We start from the raw sequence: 16,467 nt of genomic DNA, 5'->3' as shown, positions 1-16,467 counted from the left end.
CCTTGGCGGTGCCGTGCTCGTGTTACCTATCGGTAGGGCAATAGGCTCGCCACGATCGAACTGGAGGTTTGTCGAATGAGTCGCTCCGTCCTGGTCACCGGAGGCAACCGGGGAATCGGGCTGGCCATCGCCCACGAGCTGAAGGACGCCGGGGACGCCGTCGCCGTGACCTACCGCTCCGGAGAGCCCCCGGAGGGCCTGTTCGGAGTGCGCTGTGACATCACCAGCGCGGAGGACGTCGACGCCGCGTTCGGGAAGGTCGAGGCCGAGCAGGGCCCGGTCCAGGTGCTCGTCGCCAACGCCGGCATCACCAGGGACAACCTGCTGGCGCTGATGAGCGAGGACGAGTTCACCTCCGTCCTCGACACCAACCTCACCGGCGCCTACCGCGTCGCCAAGCGCGCGGTCCGCGGCATGATGCGCAAGCGCAACGGCCGGATCATCCTCGTGTCCTCCGTCGTCGGGCTGCTCGGCTCCGGCGGTCAGGCCAACTACGCCGCCTCCAAGGCCGGCCTCGTCGGCTTCGCCCGGTCGCTGGCCCGCGAGCTCGGTTCGCGCAACATCACGGTGAACGTCGTGGCGCCCGGCTTCGTGGACACCGACATGACCGCCGCGCTGGGGGAGGACCGCCAGGCCGAGATCAAGAAGCAGATCCCGCTGGGCCGCGTCGCCCAGCCGGCCGAGATCGCCAAGGCCGTCCGCTTCCTCTCCGGGGAGGACGCCGCCTACATCACCGGCGCCGTGATCCCCGTCGACGGCGGCCTCGGCATGGGTCACTGACCTCGCGCATCCCCGAAACGAGCACCGGGCCGCGGGCGACCGGCGGCCGACATCTGGAAATGGGACACTGAATGGGCATTCTCGACGGCAAGCGGATCCTCGTCACCGGCGTCCTCACCGACGCCTCCATCGGCTTCCACGTGGCACGGCTCGCCCAGTTGGAGGGCGCCGAGCTCGTCCTCACCGGGTACGGCCGCATGTCGCTCGTCGAACGCATCGCCAAGCGCCTCCCGGAGGCCGCGCCGGTCATCGAGCTGGACGTCACCGACGCCGAGCACCTCGACGGCCTCGCCGGGAAGGTCGCCGAGCACGTGGACGGGCTCGACGGGATCGTGCACTCCATCGGGTTCGCGCCGCAGACCGCCATGGGCGGCAACTTCATGAACACCGAGTGGGACGACGTCGCCACCGCCGTGCAGATCTCGGCCTACTCCCTCAAGTCGCTGACGGCCGCCTGCCTGCCGCTGATGAAGAACGGCGGCTCGGTCGTCGGCCTGGACTTCGACGCCACCCAGGCCTGGCCGGTGTACGACTGGATGGGCGTGGCGAAGGCCGGCCTGGAGTCGACCGCCCGCTACCTCGCCAAGTACCTCGGCCCGGACGGCGTGCGCGTCAACCTCGTCGCCGCCGGACCGCTCAAGACCATGGCGGCCAAGAGCATCCCGGGCTTCGAGGAGTTCACGAACGTCTGGCCGGACAAGGCCCCGCTGGGCTGGGACGTCGCGGACCCGGAGCCGACCGCCAAGGCCTGCGTCGCGCTGCTGTCCGACTGGTTCCCCGCGACGACGGGCGAGATCGTCCACGTCGACGGCGGCGTGCACGCCGTCGGCGGCTGAAGTTCGAGAACGGCCTGGCGCCCCGCCTGCTCGGCGGGGCGCTCGGTGGCCGGTGGCGGGTCGGCGTCGGTGACCGCGCCGAGGTGGCGGGTGCCGAACCGCCCGGATGGTCCGGCTCTCTCAGGAACCGGGCGTGAGTAGAGGGGCTTTCGTAGGTCCGGTGTCAGGTGGACCGAGTGTCCTCCAGGACAGTGACCTCGACGCACTCGCCGCCGGAGTTGCCGCTGCGACTGCTCTTCCTCCACGGCTGCTGCTTGAGATTCACAGGTACTCCTTCACCTTGTTCAGGCTGTCCTCGCCCGGCAGCGCCGACGTCCGGACGAGATCCCACGTTAACGTGATCTCCCGGACACGCGCCTGCTGATCGATCAGATAGCCGCCGCGCACGGCATCGACGTAGGCGATGTCCGCGCCGTCGTGGAAGCTGAGGATGGTGAACGCCCCTTCCAGTCCGGCGTACGTCTGCGCGGACTCGGGGACGACCTGAAGTGTGATGTTGTAGCGGTCGCTGATTTCGAGGAGATGCTCGAGCTGGGCGGCCATGACGTCTGGTCCGCCGACCTGGCGGCGAAGCGCCGCTTCATCGATCAGCGCCCATAGCCGGGCGGGCGCGGGGTCCTCGCGGAAGAGGATCCGCTGACGCTCCAGGCGGGCCGCCACGGAGTGCTCCAGCTCGTCAGGACTTCGCCCGGCCCGGAGGACGGCCGTGGCGTAGCCCTCGGTCTGGAGAAGGCCGGGGATGAGCAGAGGCGCGTGCGTTCTTGCCTGGTCGGCGGTTCGTTCCTTCTCGACGTATCCCCGGAAGAAGCTGGGGACGGCCTCTTTCTTGATCAGCTCGTACAGGTGACCGAAGCGGTCGGTGTGGAAGTAGGCGTCGAGGGCTTCCGCGTGGTGGCGCCTGGGCACGCGTTCGGCCAGTTCGAACATGCTCACGATGGGTCTGGTCCAGCGGAGTTCGGCGGCCAGTTGGTCCTGAGTGAGTTTTTCGTGCTCGCGGTGCCTTCGTAGCTCATATCCGAAGTAGGCGGTGGGGGAATCGCCCGGTCTGAGCTGCTTTGCTGGTCTTCCCATTTATGCCCCTTATGTTGACGAGGTGTTTGTCGCGGGTCGGGGTGCGCCGCCTTGTGACGAAAAGCGGGTGGCCAGCATAACGCCGTCCTGCCATGGTGAGAAAGAAGCAACTGAGAACAGGAACGGGATGACCACGACACAGAGGGGAGCTGGCCGTGCCGGTGCTACGCGGCGACCCCGGTCAAAGATGCGTTATACACCCGACGGCGGACCGCCGATCGGTGAAGCGCATCCGGCGCTTCGTTCGAGACGTACTCACAGACTGGAAATGTGACGAGCCGCTGATCGATAACGCGATCTCCGTCGTCGCCGAGCTGACCAACAACGTCATTCTCCACGTAGCGAACGTCACCGAACTTCGGGTCGCGGTATCCCGTGAGGCCGGGAAGATCTGTCTTGAAGTATGGGACCCGTCCGATGAGATCCCTGAGCCGCGTCACGCGGGCGTCGAGGACACCGCCGGCAGAGGTCTCGCCATGGTCGAGGCGCTGTGTGAGTCGTTCGAATGGCGGCGCGACGGCCACGGCAAGATCGCGAGGGCGGTGCCATGCGCCGAGTGATGGGGATCGACAAGGCGGATGCCGACAAGATGACCGCGCGGATCGAAGGGCGTCACCCCGGTTGGATCGTCGGCTACGGCGTCTGTCACGGATACGGCTACGAAGGCCGGGTGCTGAAGCCCTGGTGGGCGCTTACGGACCGGCTGGCGAGTAGGACGTTCTTCGTGCGACTCGAAGCCGATTCGGCGGCCGAACTGGAGAAGCGGATGGCCTACTACGAGGACCGGCTCGCCAGACGCCAGGACTTCGGCATATTCGCGAATTTCCCGGTGTCGGGCTGTCTCCTGAAGCCGGATGAAAGCCAAGTAGAAACGACACTGGTCGCATGAGCTCCACCACGCTGATGTCTTCGGAGACGACCCGCATCAGCACCGTGGTCACCAATATAGGCGCGACGGTGAAGGGAGCAGGTCGGTAAACAGCTTCACGTCAGTAGCAGCATCATCAACCGGAAGGAGCCGGTCGTGACGATCACGACGGAACATCCTCTGCACCAGGCCCAGGTCGATCCGAAGGACCCACGCGACCTCGTCTCGCCCGAGGTCTTCGAGAAGGTCACCACGCACCTCGCCAAGAAGATGGAGGTGACGACGGTCTACGCCGAGCGGATGTTCGGCCAGGCCCTCGTCTTCCTCAAGGCGTACGCCGACACCCGCAAGGCCAAATCCAAGGCCATGCTGCTGCCGGACGGCACGGGCTACCGGGTCGTCCCGGACGTCACGGTCGACCCGGCCTGGCACGCCTTCATCGAGCACACCGAGGACTACGTGCCGTTCTGCCGGGAGATCGCGGGCGAGTACATCCACCACCGGCCGGTGCTGACCGCGGAGATGCGGTCCGGCCACGCGCTGGAACACACTCTCCCGGCGCTGTACGCCACCGGCTACCGCGTAGACCCCGAGTTCTGGTCCACCGCGACGAGTTGCTGCCCGCCCTGCTGCGCACCGCCCATCCTTCCCCCGCTTTCCTAGATTAGGAGTCCCATGCGCACCGCCTGGACCGAGCTGCCTGGACAACTCCAGGCAGCGATAAAGGACCGCGCCGGTCGGATTCGTGCCCTCCAACCGGCTACACGGGGAAACCACGCGGACTTCGCGTCCACGTTGCATACCTCGGACGGACGTGTATTCGTCAAGGCCGCGCGGAAGGTGTCGACGGACGTCGACGGTCCCGAGGTCCGGGCGCTGCGCTGGGAAGCGGCGATCAATCCGTACGTGGCCGAGCTCGCCCCCCGGCTTCTGTGGCGGGCGGAGGCCGGGGAGTGGCTCGCCCTCGGATTCGAACATGTAGCCGGCCGACATGCCGATTACTCGCCCGGCTCTCCAGATCTGGCCGCACTCGATCGGGTGATTCGTACGCTTCAGGAGACGGTCACTCCTGAGGTGGTCAAGGGTCGCGTGGAACGCCGTTGGACTTTGGCGGATGTCGACGTGTCCGGTGCGGCCGGTGATGTGCTGCTGCACACTGACATCAACGCGGACAACCTGTTGATCACCCCGGACGAACGTGTCTATCTCGTGGACTGGGCGTTCGTCGCACGAGGTGCGGCCTGGGTCGAGTTGGGCTTGATGATCCCTTGGCTGATCAAGGCCGGTCATAGCCCTTCCCGGGCGGCGGCATGGGCCGAACGGTTCCCGGCATGGAACCGGGCCGATTCAGCTGCGATCGATGCGTTCTCCATGGCGCTCGCACAGTGCTGGCGCGTGCGATGTGAGCACAACCAAGCAGAATGGGTCGCAGAGCGCGCGGCGCTCACGCGACAGTGGGCTGAACATCGACTGAGAGGGCGAGAGGTGAACGGCGTGGGCGAGAAGCCGAGCGGCGTCAGCTGGGCCTGATCCGCCCCGCGTAGGTGACGGTGGCCGGTATCGCATCGCCGACTCCTCTGCTCAGCTCACCGTGCGGGGTTCTTCGCGGGTCCGATCGGCGTCGGTGGCGGCACGCCGCGTCGCGGTCGTCAGGCTCGGTTCCAGCAGGCGTACGGCGACGAGGGCGAGGCAGTCGATCGCGCCGAGGGCGACCCACGGCAGGGCGCGGTGGACACTGAACAGCCGGGTGAAGAACGCGGGCGCGATGATCCCGGCGAGGGTGAACGAGTACTGGAAGGCGGCCATGTAGCGGCCCCTGAGCTCGACGGGGGAGATCGCGGCCGCCAGTGCCATCGAGACCGGTGCGTGCATCACCTCGGCCAGGGTGAACAGCACCGTCGCGCCGGCCAGCACGGGGATCGTCACGGCCGGCCGACCGGGGACGAGACCGGACAACACGAAGCACCACGTGGCCCACAGGGCGGTCGCGGCCATCAGCACCCGGGTGCGCCGGTACCCGGCGAGCCGTTCGATGACGGGTGCGGCCAGCACCGACACCAGGACGGTGTTGCCCACGAAGAGCGTGGACGCGAGCCAGGACGGCCCTCGCAGGCCGGTGAGCACGAAGGTGGGCAGGGCCAGGCCGAGCATCATGCTCGTCATCGCCAGGACGGTGTTGATCCCGGTCAGGGCGAGGAACGGGCGGTCCCGGAAGAGTGTTCCATACCCGGATCGGGCCCGTCCGGTGCCGTCGTGGCGCCGTGGCGCGCGAACGAAGACGCCGATCGCGGTGGCGGCCACCGCGAAGCAGCCGGCCGCGCCGTAGGCGACCGCGCGATAGATAGCAGGACGGCCGTCGGCGATGACGGCGCCCGTGACCAGGCCGCCCGCACCCAGCCCCGCGGTGCGGGCCATGTTGGCCCAGGCGAACCATGAGTCGGGGCTCCGGCCGGAGGCGCTCGCGTCGGCGTAGTCGGCGAGCGCGGTGAAGACGCAGGACCAGAAGAACCGGACGCCCACGGCCACCAGGCTCGCCGCGAGGAGGACGCCGACGGGCGTCTGCACCCGAATGTACGCGAGGTAGCCGAGCGCCTGCACGACCTGGGCCGCGACGACCAGAGGCAGGGCGCCCAGTCTGTCGGCCAGGGAGCCGGCCCAGATGGGGATCGGGAGCGTCACGGCGTTGGCGACGCTGATCAGTACGCCGAGAAGGCCGAGCGGGATGTGGGAGAACCGGGTGAAGAAGACCAGGGACAACGGAAGAAAGAGCCCGTTGCCGACCGAGTCGATGACCAGGGCGCCGATCAGGACGCCGCCACCACGGGCCTTGATCGAATCGGTCATCTCCGGTGTCACTGTAATCGAACACAGGCTCGGACGGCGGTCGACGGCAGGTCGCCGGCGACCCGCGCCGAGGGGCGGCTGCCGAGCCGCCCAGGTGGTCGAGTTCGGTGAGACCACCGCATCGCCGCCAGGATGATGACACCCCTCAGGGGGTGGTCAGTGATGGCCGCCGTAGGTCTCTTCGTCGGCGTCGGCGGCGTTGATCTCGGCCGCGGTCAGTAGGGCGCCGAGCAGGCCGGGGAAGCGCGCGTCCAGATCCTCCCGGCGCAGGGACAGCAGGTTCTCGCGGCCGTAGGGACGCTGCCAAATGATCCCGCTGTCTCGCAGGACCTTCCAGTGGCGCGTCAACGTGGACTTCGACACCCCGTCGAGGATCGTCCCGCAGGGGTGCTCCCCGCCGGCGGCGAGCGTACGGACGATCTGCAGTCGCCGCGGGTTCCCCAAGGCCGTGAGGACGTTCTCCAACCGGATCTGGTGGCGTTCTGGGTGCTGAGGGATCACGTACCGAGTGTATGTACGCGTACCGACGAACATCCAACCCTCCTCTCTTGCGCAATCATACGTCAGTTGACATACCTGCGTACTGTTCGCAAATATGCGTACATTCGAACCTAGAGAACGGTGGGCGAATGACCGATTCATCCGTGGGGTCGAGCCGGGGCCCGGTGGGCCGGGCGCGACTGGGCTGGAGCCTGGCCCTGCTCGCGCTGGCCCAGCTGATCTTCGCACTCGACCTCAACATCGTGTTCGTGGCGCTGCCGGAGATCGGCGCCGACCTGGGCTTCTCGGATCAGACCCAGCAGTGGGTCGTCAGCGCCTATGTGGTGTTCGCCGGAGGGTTCCTGCTGCTGGGGGGACGCGCGGCCGATCTGCTCGGCCGTCGAAGGATCTTCGTCCTCGCCCTCACCGTCTACGCCGTGTCCTCACTGGCCGGCGGTTTGGCGGGCGCCCCGGGCGTCATCATCGTGGCCCGGGCGGTTCAGGGCATCGGCGGGGCGCTCCTGCTGCCCTCCACCCTGTCACTGATCAATACGCTCTTCGAGGAAGGGCCCCGGCGGAACCGCGCGCTCGCCGTGTGGGGCGGCGCCGGAGCCAGCGGGCTCACCGTCGGCGCGCTGCTCGGCGGAGTCCTCACCCAAAGCTTCGGCTGGCCCGCGGTCTTCTTCGTCAACGTGCCCTTGGCCGCCCTCGTCGCCCTGGGCGCACTGGCCGTTATGCCGCGTGACGGCCGCCGCCAGGAGAATCGCAGATTCGACCTGCCCGGCGCGCTGACGGTGACCGGCGGTGCCACCCTGCTCGTCTTCGCACTGGTCCAGGGGCCGGTGGCCGGCTGGTGGTCCGCGGAGATCATCGTCGCAGCGGTTCTGGCGCTGACGCTGCTGGTCGCCTTCGCGATCGTGGAACTGCGGAGCGCCGATCCCCTGATGCCGCTCCGGCTGTTCCGTAATCGCAGCCTCGTCGTCGGGGTCGCGGTCACGTTCATCTACATGGCGACGTTCGGCACTCTCCCGTACTTCCTGACGGTGCTGCTGCAGACCGTGCAGCGATTCAGCGCTCTGCAGACCGGCCTCGCCTTCCTCGTGCCCTCTCTTGCGATCGCGGCCGGCACCCAACTGGGCGAGCGCCTGGCGACCCGCCTCGGGATCCGCACCACGCTCCTGACCGGCTTCGGCATCGGCACGGTCGGCACACTCGTCCTCGCGCTCGGCTTCCATGCCGGCAGCGGTTACGCCGCGATCCTCCCAGGGCTGATCGTCTCGGGCGTGGGCCAGGGCATCACCTGGACCGCCATGTGGATCGCCGCGGCCGCCGGAGTCGCCCCCCGCGAACAGGGCGTCGCGTCCGGCATGGCCTCAACGACGCTGAATCTGGGCAACGCCATCGGCCTCGCCGTGCTCGTGGCGATCGCCAACTCCCGCGCCGGGGGGTCGTCAGGGCCGGTGCTGCGTTCCTCGATCGCCGACGGCAGCCGCACCGCCGTCTTCATCGCCGCCGGCGGCATGCTCTTCGGACTCCTCGTCGCGGTGCTCTCACCGCGTGGATCCGCCTCCGCCAAGGAGACGGTGGACGAGACGCTCAAGCCCTCCGAGCCCCAAGCGGTGTGACAACGGCCCCGCTCGTCCGACACGGCCGGGCGGGGCCTTCCCCTCCACGGCGGACGGCGTCACCGGGCCCGCCGCTCAGCTCACCGCCGGAGGGTTCTCAGGGCTCCGGTCGATTCCGGTGGCGGTACGTCGCGCCGCGGTCGGTCAGGCTCGACTCCGGCAGGCGACGATGGTGAGGCGGTCGATCGTGCCGAGGACGGCTAGGCTCCAACCGGTCGACGGTCCGCGCCGGTCCGGAAATTGCGGACGCACCCGGCCGTCAGCGCGGCCGGCGCAGGCGGCGGCCGAGCACGCTCAGATTGAGCGCCGTGACGGCGCCGATCAGGCCCGAGGCGGTCGCCACCAGGAGCGGTGGCACCGGGTCGCTCTCGGGGGCACTGGCGGCCACGAGGCGGGCCGGGCTGGCCTGGTCCTGCCCGACCGGCGAGTCCTGCGGGGACACGACCGGATCCCGCGACACGATGTCGGGCAGGGCGGGGCCCTGCTGCTGCGGCGCGGCGACCTCAGGGGCGTTCCCGCCCGCACCGGCCGCACCGGCCGCCGGCGGGGCGATCGGTGCGTCCACCGAACCCGAACCCCTCGAGCCGCCGGAGCCGGCACCCGAGCCGGAACGCGAGGCGCGGCCGGAGGCGGGCTTCGGCTTGGGTTTGGGCTGTGGCTTGGGCTTCGTCGTCGGCTTGGACGATCCGCCGCCGCTCGACTTCGGCGGAGCCGAGGCGCTGCCCTTCCCGCCGTTCAGGATGCTGCACAGCAGGGGGCCGAGCTTGCACTGGCCCGCCGTACGGACCGTGGCGCTCGTCTCCGCCGACGCCGGACCGGTGCCGACCGCGAAGAACACCACCGCGCCGGCGGACACCGTCGCCGACGCCGCACCGACGCGCCGCCAGTCTCGCCTTGGACCCATGTCACTCCCTGCGTCGCTCCCGTTGTTACTGACAACTGGTCCAACGACACGAGCGTTACACGGAAACGCCGGAAACGACAGACTTACAGATCCGCCAGGTTCTCGCGCAGCAACGCGGCGAGGCGGGTCCGGCGGGGCGGTTCGGCGCGGTCGCGGACCGCGCGGGCCAGCTCCGCGCCGGCGGCGTGCACGACCGACAGGTGCCGCCGTGCCCGGCTGAAGGCGCCCACCGTGAGCGGCCGGGACAGCGCCCCGCCCGCCTCCCCGGGCAGGACGGCGACGACGGCGGGCCAGCGCGTGCCCTGGGCCCGGCGGACGGTCACCGCCCAGCCGTGCCGCACCGCGGAGTCCGGCACCGTCGCCTCACCGGCCGGGAACGCGACGACCAGGGTGCCCTGGTCCGGGTGGGCGGCGGTGACCGTGCCGAACTCGCCGGCGGCGGCCGCCGGCAGGTCGGCGACGGCGACGACCCGGTCCCCGGCGTCGTACGGACCCGCGCCCGGGTTGAGGCGGTCCTTCAGCGCGCGGTTGAGCGCGATCGCGCCGGCCTCCCCGCGCCGTACGGGCGTCACGACGAGGATCTCCTCGGCGGAGATGCCGAGGGCGCGCGGGATCGAGTCCGTGACGAGCTGCACGGTGCGATGGGCCGCCTCACGGGCCTCCGCGGCCGGGACGATGACGACCTCGCGGTCGGGCGACTCCACCGGGGCGAGCGTGCCCTGGCGTGCCGCCGCGGTCAGCCGGCCGATGACGTCACGAGGCGTCGCGGGCAGCTCGGCCACCGGGACCGTCCCGGACGCGATGACGTCGGCGAGGACGCGGCCCGCGCCGGACGGGGACGGCGCCGCCGGGTCGCCGGCCAGCACCAGGTGCGTCCCGTCCATGCACGCCTCGACGAGCGCGGCCGCCCGCTCGACGTCGAGGGTCTCCGCCTCGGCCACCACCACCAGGTCGGCCTCGAGAGGGCGGTCCTCGCCGCGCGAGTAGCCACCGGGTCCCGGCTCGAGCAGCAGGTGCAGGGAGCGGGCGCCGCCCAGCGCCCGTGCGGCCCGGTCGGTCGGCGCGGTGACGATCACGCCGGGGGCGTCCCGCAGCCGCCCAAGGACCTCCTCGACGGCCTCCGGCGCGCCGGCGAGCACGCTGACGCCGCTCTCGCACGCCGCTTCCGGGACGCCCTCGACGGCGGGCAGCGGGTCGGCGGTGGCGGTGAGCCGGGCGAGGCCCTCGGCGACCGTCTCCTCCGCGACGGTGAGCCGGGCGAGGCCGAGCAGTTCGGTCTCGGACTCCTCGTCCATCACCGCGGCGATCTCCCCGGCGGCGATGGAGGCGCGCAGCACCTCGACCGCGTCACCCGGGTCCAGGGCCTCGAGGGCGGACAGGATCGCCTTGGCGGACGTCACGGTGTGGCCGTCGCCCGCCGCCCGCAGCAGCAGGTGCGCGGCGAGCGCCGCCGCGCGCCGCGGATCGTGCGGCCCGGCCTCCGCGCCGAGCAGCCTGCGGGCGAAGAAGTCGGCCTGCTCGGGCCGTACGCCGGGGATCTCCAGCAGGCGCCACGGGTCGTCGCGCAGGATCTTGGCGGCGGACTCGCCGAGGCGGGTCAGCGCCTCGGGCGCCAGCCGGGCCGGTACGTCGCTGGCCGCGAACAGCTCGGTCACATCGGAGAGCGGGCCGGAGAAGGTCTCAGTCATCGCCAGCTCACTCTAGTGCCGTGGCGTTCGCCGCGTCGGCGGAGACGGCGTCGCGATGTACGTGAGAAGGGAGGCAGGAGTGTCCCATGCGCCGCGCGGGCTCCGGCCTCGGCCGGGGAGCGCGTCAATCGGATGAGACGTCGTCGAGCGCGTCGCGGATCTCGGCGGGCAGTGTCACCTCCTCCGCCTTGAGGATCGCGGTGAGCTGGCCCGCCGTACGCGCCCCGACGACGGGAGCCGTGATGCCGGGCCGGTCGCGCACCCAGCTGAGCGCGACGGCCAGCGGCGAGACGCCGAGCCCTTCGGCGGCGGTCGACACCGACTCGACGATCTGGGCGCCGCGCTCGCTCAGGTAGGGTTGCACGAACTCCGCGTAGTGCGGCGTCGCCGCGCGAGAGTCGGCGGGGATGCCGGTGCGGTACTTGCCGGTCAGCACCCCGCGGCCGAGCGGGGAGCACGGGAGCACACCGACGCCGAGTTCCGCGGACGCCGGCAGCACGTCGTCCTCGATGTCCCGGCGCAGCAGGGAGTACTCCACCTGCGTGGAGACGATCGGGGTACGTCCCGGCCACGCCTTCTGCCACGTCGCGGCGCGGGCGAGCTCCCACGCGGCGAAGTGCGACACGCCGGTGTAGCGCGCCCGGCCGGAGGCGACGGCGTCGTCGAGGGCGGACAGCGTCTCCTCCAGGGGCGTCTGGGCGTCGTACGCGTGCAACTGCCAGAGGTCCACGTGGTCCGTGCCCAGCCGCTCGAGCGACGCGTCGAGGGCGCGCAGCAGGTGCCGCCGGGAGGCGTCGCGGGTACCGTCGGCGGTCAGCACGGCCTTCGTGGCGATGACCAGGTCATCACGCGCGACGACCCGGCCGACGAGGGCGCCCAGGACCCGCTCGCTCTCCCCGCCGCAGTAGACGTCCGCGGTGTCGACCAGGGTGCCGCCCGCCTCGACGAAGGCGGTGAGCTGGGCGGCGGCGTCCTCGACCTCGGTGTCCCCGCCCCACGTCATCGTGCCGAGACCGAGGCGGGAGACGGCCAGGCCGCTCCGGCCCAGGTGACGCTGTTCCATGCCTGCGGAGCGTATCGGCAGTCAGCGGACCCGGCATACGCCCGTCCAGTGGCCCGGGACACACGCCGGCCGTGGGCCGGAGGCGCGTCGACCGCCGTCCGGATCCCGACGACGGCGGGCCGGTGGGCTGGGCGGACCGCGGCCGGGACGCCCGCCGACCGACCGTCGGGACACACCCGGCCCGTGGGTCGGGCCGGGGTCCGCACGGCATTAGGCTGCCATCGTCATCAGCGACTCCCCGCGCGGCGGCGGGTGAACAAGGAGACTCCGGACCCGTGAACTTCGTGCAAGCGACCGTGCTGGGCATCGTGCAGGGCCTCACCGAGTTCCTGCCGATCTCCAGCTCCGCACACCTGCTGATCGTGCCGCGGCTGCTCGGCTGGAAGGACCCGGGCGCGGCGTTCACGGCGGTCATCCAGCTCGGCACGATGCTCGCGGTCCTGCTGTACTTCTGGCGGGACATCGTCCGCATCATCGGCACGTGGTTCCGCAGCCTCACGAACAAGGAGCTGCGCGGTCACCTCGACGCGCGGATGGGATGGTACGTCGGGCTCGGCACGATCCCGGTCTCGGTCATCGGGCTGGCGTTCAACCACCTGATCGAGGGACCCGCCCGGAACCTCTGGATCAACGCCGCCTCGCTCATCGTCATGGGCCTGGTCCTGATGGTCGCCGAATGGGCGGGCCGGCAGAAGCTCGAGGTCGGCGACCTCAACATGCGGGACGGCCTCATCATCGGCGGCTTCCAGTGCCTGGCGCTGATCCCCGGCTCCTCGCGGTCCGGCTCCACGATCACCGGTGGCCTCTTCCTCGGGTACACGCGGGAGGCGGCGGCGCGCTACTCCTTCCTGCTGTCCATCCCGGCGGTGGTCCTGTCCGGCCTGTTCGAGCTGCGCAAGGTGAGCGAGGGCGGTCTGCCGATCGCCGGGACCGCGGTCGCGACCGTGGTGTCCTTCGTCGTCGGGTACGCCTCGATCGCGTGGCTGCTGAAGTTCCTCGTCCGGCACTCGACGCTGCTGTTCACCTACTACCGGGTGGCGCTCGGCGGCGTCCTGATCGGCCTGCTGGCCGCCGGAGCGATCACCGCGACCTGAACCGCCGCCCGCACGTCGTCCCGAACCGCCGGCCGCACCTGCCGCCCGCGTGCCGCCTCGAACCGCGCCCGCACCGCCCGGCCGCGACCTCCGTCGCGGCCGGGGTCACGTCACAGCCAGCCGCTCTTGCGGAACCAGCGGTACAGGCCCAGGCAGATCCCGAGGATCAGCAGGAGCGCCGCGGGATAGCCCCACCACTGCTTGAGCTCCGGCATGTGCGTGAAGTTCATCCCGTACACGCCCGTCACCATGGTGGGCACCGCCAGGATCGCCGCCCAGGCGGAGATCTTGCGCATGTCCTCGTTCTGCTGCATGCCGACCTGGGCCAAGTGCGCGTTCAGCACGTTCGTCAGCAGTTCGCTGTGGGAGTCGACGCGCTCGTCCACGCGCAGCAGGTGGTCGAGGACGTCGCGGAAGTACTCCAGCGTGCCGGGCGCGACCTCGACCCGGCCCTTGACGATGTCCTGCAGGACCGGGATCAGCGGGTCCTCGGCGCCGCGGAACTCCAGCACCTCCCGCTTGAGGTCGTAGATGTCCTCGGTCACCATGCTGCGCCCGGGCGAGAAGACCGCGCGCTCCAGTTCGATGATGTCGGTCTCGACCTCGTGCGCGATCGACTCGTATCGGTCGACGACCTCGTCGAGGACCGTGTAGAGGACGGCGCTCGGCCCGTGGGTCATCAGGCGGTGGTCGCCCTCGAGCCGCCGGCGCACCTCCTTGAGCGGGCTGCCCTGGCCGTGCCGGACGGTGATGACGAAGTCGGCGCCGACGAACAGCATGATCTCGCCGACCTCGATGTCGGACGTCTCGTCGATGTAGCGCAGCGTCTTCACGACGACGAAGAGGGTGTCGCCGTAGCGTTCGAGCTTGGGACGCTGATGGGCCTTGACCGCGTCCTCGATCGCCAGCGGATGCAGGCAGAGCTCGTCGGCGACCAGGTCGAACTCCTCCCGGGTCGGCTCGTGCAGGCCGATCCACATGAACGCGTCGCCGTCCTCACGAGCGACGTCGAGCGCGTCGCTGAGGTCGCCGTCGACGGTCTCCCGCTCGCCTTTACGGTAGATGGCGCAATCCATGATCATGACGGGACATTGTTCCGCATCGCCGGTTAACAAAACGTCCAACAGTGCTTACCCACGGATACGCGAGGCAAGCGCCACCGCCGAGTGCCACTAGAGTTCACGGGTGGCCACACTTCTGCTGGTACGCCATGGGCTGACCGAGATGACCGGACCGCTGCTCGCGGGGTGGACCCCCGGCGTGCACCTGGACGAACGCGGCCGTAAGCAGGTCGCCGAACTCGCCGCGCGGCTGGCGCCCGTTCCCCTCGACGCGATCGTCTCCAGTCCGCTGGACCGCTGCCAGGAGACCGCGGAGGCGATCCTGACCGGTCGGGACGGCCTCGGCGTCCAGACCGACGACCGGCTCGGCGAGGTCAAGTACGGCGAGTGGACCGGCCGCCCGCTCGAGGAGCTGGCCAAGGAGGACCTCTGGAAGGTCGTCCAGGCGCATCCGAGCGCCGCCCGCTTCCCGGGCGGGGAGTCCCTCGCGGAGGCGCAGCACCGGGCCGTGTCCGCGATCCGGGAGTGGAACGACCGGCTCGGGCCGGAGGCGACCTACGTCGTCTGCAGCCACGGCGACATCATCAAGGCGATCGTGGCCGACGCGGTCGGACTGCACCTGGACCAGTTCCAGCGCATCCAGGCGGACCCGGCCGCGCTCACCGTGATCCGCTACACCGAACTGCGTCCCTTCCTCGTACGCCTGAACGACGTCGGCGGCCGGGTCGACGATCTTCTTGCGAAGTCGGGGCGGGACAGTGACGCGGCGGTCGGCGGCGGAGCGTAGGGTCATCTCATGCCGGTCATCGCATACGACATGCCCGACAGGTTCGTCGCTGGCACCGTCGGCCAGCCGGGCGAGCGCGCCTTCTTCCTCCAGGCACGGGCCGGCCGCCGCGTCACCAGTGTGGGCCTGGAGAAATTCCAGGTGACGCTCCTGGCCGAACGCCTCGAGGAACTGCTGGACGAGGTGTTGCGCCAGGGCGCCGCCGCGGTGGTCCCCGCCGTCGCGCCCGTCGAGCTGCAGGACGACGAGCCCCTCGAGCAGCCCGTCGAAGAGGAGTTCCGGGTCGGCACCATGGCCCTCGCCTGGGACCCCGAGGACGAGCGCATCGTCATCGAGGCCCAGGAGATGACCGAAAGCGAGGAGGACGAGGCCGACATCGGCAGCGAGAACCCCACGGTCGCCGTTCTCCGGGTGCGGATCACCGCGGCCCAGGCGCGGGCGTTCGCGCAGCGGGCCTTGAAGATCGTCGCCGCGGGTCGCCCGCCGTGCCCGCTCTGCGGCCTTCCCCTCGACGCCCAGGGTCACGTGTGTCCTCGCCAGAACGGCCATCTTGGCTGAGACCCCGATCCCCTGGACACTAAGCACATGAGTCAGCCCTCCAGGTACGGCATCGGCGGGGACGGCGCACTGAGCCCCGCCGACACCGAGGCCGCCCTCCGCCTCCTCCAGCACGGCGACATGACCGTCGAAGGGCGACTCGTCGCGGCCAGCAACGCGACGCTGTACTGCTCGATCGCGCACGACGACCTGCGCGCCAACTGCGTCTACAAACCCGTCTCCGGGGAGCGCCCGCTGTGGGACTTCCCCGATGGCACCCTGGCGGGGCGCGAGGTGGCCGCCTACCTCGTCTCCGAGGAGATGGGCTGGCACGTCGTGCCGCCGACGGTGCACCGCGACGGGCCGTTCGGGCCCGGCATGGTGCAGCTGTGGATCGACCACGACTCCGAGGTCGACCTGGTGGAGCTGTCCCGCGGTGACGACCCGGGCGTGCGCCGCATGGCCGTCTTCGACGCCGTCGTCAACAACGCCGACCGGAAGATCGGTCACCTGCTGCCCACCCGGAGCGGTCACGTGTACGGCTGCGACCACGGGGTCTGCTTCTCATCGGAGTACAAGCTCCGTACGGTGCTGTGGCAGTGGCGGGGGAAGTCGCTCACCTCCGAGGCCGTCGACGCGCTGCAGCGAATGCGCCGCGCCTTCACCCGCGACGGCTTCGCCCGGCGGCTGTCCGGGCTGCTGACCGCGGAGGAGGTCGAGGCGGTGCACGGCCGGATCGAGCTCATGCTCAAGCACCGGATCCACCCGTACCCGCCGGAGGACTGGCCCGCCATCCCCTGGCCGCCGCTGTAGCCCCCGGCCGCGGACG

Annotated in this window: 19 protein-coding genes; 11 read left to right on the top strand and 8 right to left on the bottom strand. The window is 70.4% G+C overall.

Going from position 1 to position 16,467, the window contains the following annotated elements:
• Positions 1 to 75 precede the first annotated feature (75 nt).
• Positions 76 to 780 (top strand): beta-ketoacyl-ACP reductase, encoded by a 705-nt coding sequence (locus AB0L00_RS16025; protein ID WP_364433971.1) that lies wholly within the window; start codon positions 76 to 78, stop codon positions 778 to 780.
• Between the two features lie 71 nt (positions 781 to 851).
• The gene (gene fabI / locus AB0L00_RS16020) at positions 852 to 1,616 is read left to right on the top strand and encodes an enoyl-ACP reductase FabI (RefSeq protein ID WP_364433968.1); all 765 of its coding nucleotides are present in this window, start codon (positions 852 to 854) and stop codon (positions 1,614 to 1,616) included.
• A 163-nt stretch (positions 1,617 to 1,779) separates the two neighbouring features.
• On the opposite strand, the gene AB0L00_RS16015 is transcribed toward fabI, so the two are convergent.
• Together AB0L00_RS16015 and AB0L00_RS16010 are read right to left on the bottom strand one after the other, a co-directional pair.
• Positions 1,780 to 1,881, bottom strand: a complete 102-nt coding sequence (locus AB0L00_RS16015) for a DUF397 domain-containing protein (RefSeq protein ID WP_345346867.1) — start codon at positions 1,879 to 1,881, stop codon at positions 1,780 to 1,782.
• Positions 1,878 to 2,687, bottom strand: coding sequence for a helix-turn-helix transcriptional regulator (locus tag AB0L00_RS16010; protein WP_364433964.1), 810 nt, complete (start codon positions 2,685 to 2,687; stop codon positions 1,878 to 1,880). The genes AB0L00_RS16015 and AB0L00_RS16010 overlap by 4 nt, the downstream gene beginning before the upstream one ends.
• Before the next feature lie 155 nt (positions 2,688 to 2,842).
• Between AB0L00_RS16010 and AB0L00_RS16005 the strand changes: the two genes are divergently transcribed.
• The 4 genes from AB0L00_RS16005 (at position 2,843) to AB0L00_RS15990 (ending at position 5,085) form a co-directional block, all read left to right on the top strand.
• On the top strand, positions 2,843 to 3,247 hold the full coding sequence (locus AB0L00_RS16005; RefSeq protein ID WP_364433961.1) for an ATP-binding protein: 405 nt from the start codon (positions 2,843 to 2,845) through the stop codon (positions 3,245 to 3,247).
• Complete coding sequence (locus AB0L00_RS16000; protein ID WP_364433958.1) at positions 3,247 to 3,576, top strand: hypothetical protein; 330 nt, start codon at positions 3,247 to 3,249, stop codon at positions 3,574 to 3,576. Before AB0L00_RS16005 ends, AB0L00_RS16000 begins: the two co-directional genes overlap by 1 nt.
• Positions 3,577 to 3,711: 135 nt before the next feature.
• Positions 3,712 to 4,218, top strand: a complete 507-nt coding sequence (locus AB0L00_RS15995; protein ID WP_364433955.1) for a hypothetical protein — start codon at positions 3,712 to 3,714, stop codon at positions 4,216 to 4,218.
• A gap of 12 nt (positions 4,219 to 4,230) precedes the next feature.
• Complete coding sequence (locus AB0L00_RS15990) at positions 4,231 to 5,085, top strand: phosphotransferase (RefSeq protein WP_364433953.1); 855 nt, start codon at positions 4,231 to 4,233, stop codon at positions 5,083 to 5,085.
• Between the two features lie 51 nt (positions 5,086 to 5,136).
• On the opposite strand, the gene AB0L00_RS15985 is transcribed toward AB0L00_RS15990, so the two are convergent.
• Both AB0L00_RS15985 and AB0L00_RS15980 read right to left on the bottom strand, forming a co-directional pair.
• On the bottom strand, positions 5,137 to 6,399 hold the full coding sequence (locus tag AB0L00_RS15985) for an MFS transporter (RefSeq protein WP_364433950.1): 1,263 nt from the start codon (positions 6,397 to 6,399) through the stop codon (positions 5,137 to 5,139).
• A 156-nt stretch (positions 6,400 to 6,555) separates the two neighbouring features.
• Positions 6,556 to 6,900, bottom strand: a complete 345-nt coding sequence (locus tag AB0L00_RS15980; protein ID WP_345346846.1) for a helix-turn-helix transcriptional regulator — start codon at positions 6,898 to 6,900, stop codon at positions 6,556 to 6,558.
• A 128-nt stretch (positions 6,901 to 7,028) separates the two neighbouring features.
• Here AB0L00_RS15980 and AB0L00_RS15975 point away from each other — a divergent pair, with 128 nt between their 5' ends.
• Positions 7,029 to 8,504 carry an MFS transporter gene (locus AB0L00_RS15975; RefSeq protein ID WP_364433947.1) on the top strand — a complete coding sequence of 492 codons (1,476 nt, stop codon included), beginning with the start codon at positions 7,029 to 7,031 and terminating at the stop codon, positions 8,502 to 8,504.
• A gap of 259 nt (positions 8,505 to 8,763) precedes the next feature.
• Here AB0L00_RS15975 and AB0L00_RS15970 read toward each other — a convergent pair whose 3' ends face one another.
• The 3 genes from AB0L00_RS15970 to AB0L00_RS15960 all read right to left on the bottom strand — a co-directional run bounded on the left by AB0L00_RS15970 (position 8,764) and on the right by AB0L00_RS15960 (position 12,159).
• Entirely contained in the window at positions 8,764 to 9,408 is a 645-nt protein-coding gene (locus tag AB0L00_RS15970) for a hypothetical protein (RefSeq protein WP_364433944.1), read from the bottom strand.
• An 83-nt stretch (positions 9,409 to 9,491) separates the two neighbouring features.
• Entirely contained in the window at positions 9,492 to 11,096 is a 1,605-nt protein-coding gene (locus AB0L00_RS15965; protein ID WP_364433942.1) for a helix-hairpin-helix domain-containing protein, read from the bottom strand.
• 124 nt (positions 11,097 to 11,220) lie between these two features.
• Positions 11,221 to 12,159: an aldo/keto reductase gene (locus AB0L00_RS15960; RefSeq protein WP_345346834.1), complete on the bottom strand. Its 939-nt coding sequence runs from the start codon at positions 12,157 to 12,159 to the stop codon at positions 11,221 to 11,223.
• Between the two features lie 275 nt (positions 12,160 to 12,434).
• Between AB0L00_RS15960 and AB0L00_RS15955 the strand changes: the two genes are divergently transcribed.
• Positions 12,435 to 13,253, top strand: a complete 819-nt coding sequence (locus AB0L00_RS15955; RefSeq protein WP_345346831.1) for an undecaprenyl-diphosphate phosphatase — start codon at positions 12,435 to 12,437, stop codon at positions 13,251 to 13,253.
• A gap of 110 nt (positions 13,254 to 13,363) precedes the next feature.
• Here AB0L00_RS15955 and corA read toward each other — a convergent pair whose 3' ends face one another.
• Positions 13,364 to 14,335, bottom strand: a complete 972-nt coding sequence (gene corA, locus AB0L00_RS15950; RefSeq protein WP_364433937.1) for a magnesium/cobalt transporter CorA — start codon at positions 14,333 to 14,335, stop codon at positions 13,364 to 13,366.
• Between the two features lie 103 nt (positions 14,336 to 14,438).
• Here corA and AB0L00_RS15945 point away from each other — a divergent pair, with 103 nt between their 5' ends.
• From AB0L00_RS15945 to AB0L00_RS15935, 3 genes are read left to right on the top strand one after another with little or no spacing between them, the layout of a single operon-like run.
• A complete protein-coding gene (locus AB0L00_RS15945; protein WP_364433934.1) occupies positions 14,439 to 15,101 on the top strand; it encodes a histidine phosphatase family protein in 663 nt (220 codons plus the stop codon).
• A gap of 9 nt (positions 15,102 to 15,110) precedes the next feature.
• Positions 15,111 to 15,659, top strand: coding sequence for a DUF3090 domain-containing protein (locus AB0L00_RS15940; RefSeq protein ID WP_345346822.1), 549 nt, complete (start codon positions 15,111 to 15,113; stop codon positions 15,657 to 15,659).
• A gap of 27 nt (positions 15,660 to 15,686) precedes the next feature.
• The gene (locus tag AB0L00_RS15935; RefSeq protein ID WP_345346819.1) at positions 15,687 to 16,451 is read left to right on the top strand and encodes an SCO1664 family protein; all 765 of its coding nucleotides are present in this window, start codon (positions 15,687 to 15,689) and stop codon (positions 16,449 to 16,451) included.
• The last annotated feature ends 16 nt before the right edge of the window (positions 16,452 to 16,467 follow it).

It is taken from the genome of Actinoallomurus sp. NPDC052308, from assembly GCF_040679195.1.
Lineage (GTDB): Bacteria > Actinomycetota > Actinomycetes > Streptosporangiales > Streptosporangiaceae > Actinoallomurus > Actinoallomurus liliacearum.
The sequence above is the reverse complement of the archived record's forward strand: the minus strand, read 5'-3'. Positions and strand labels throughout refer to the sequence as shown.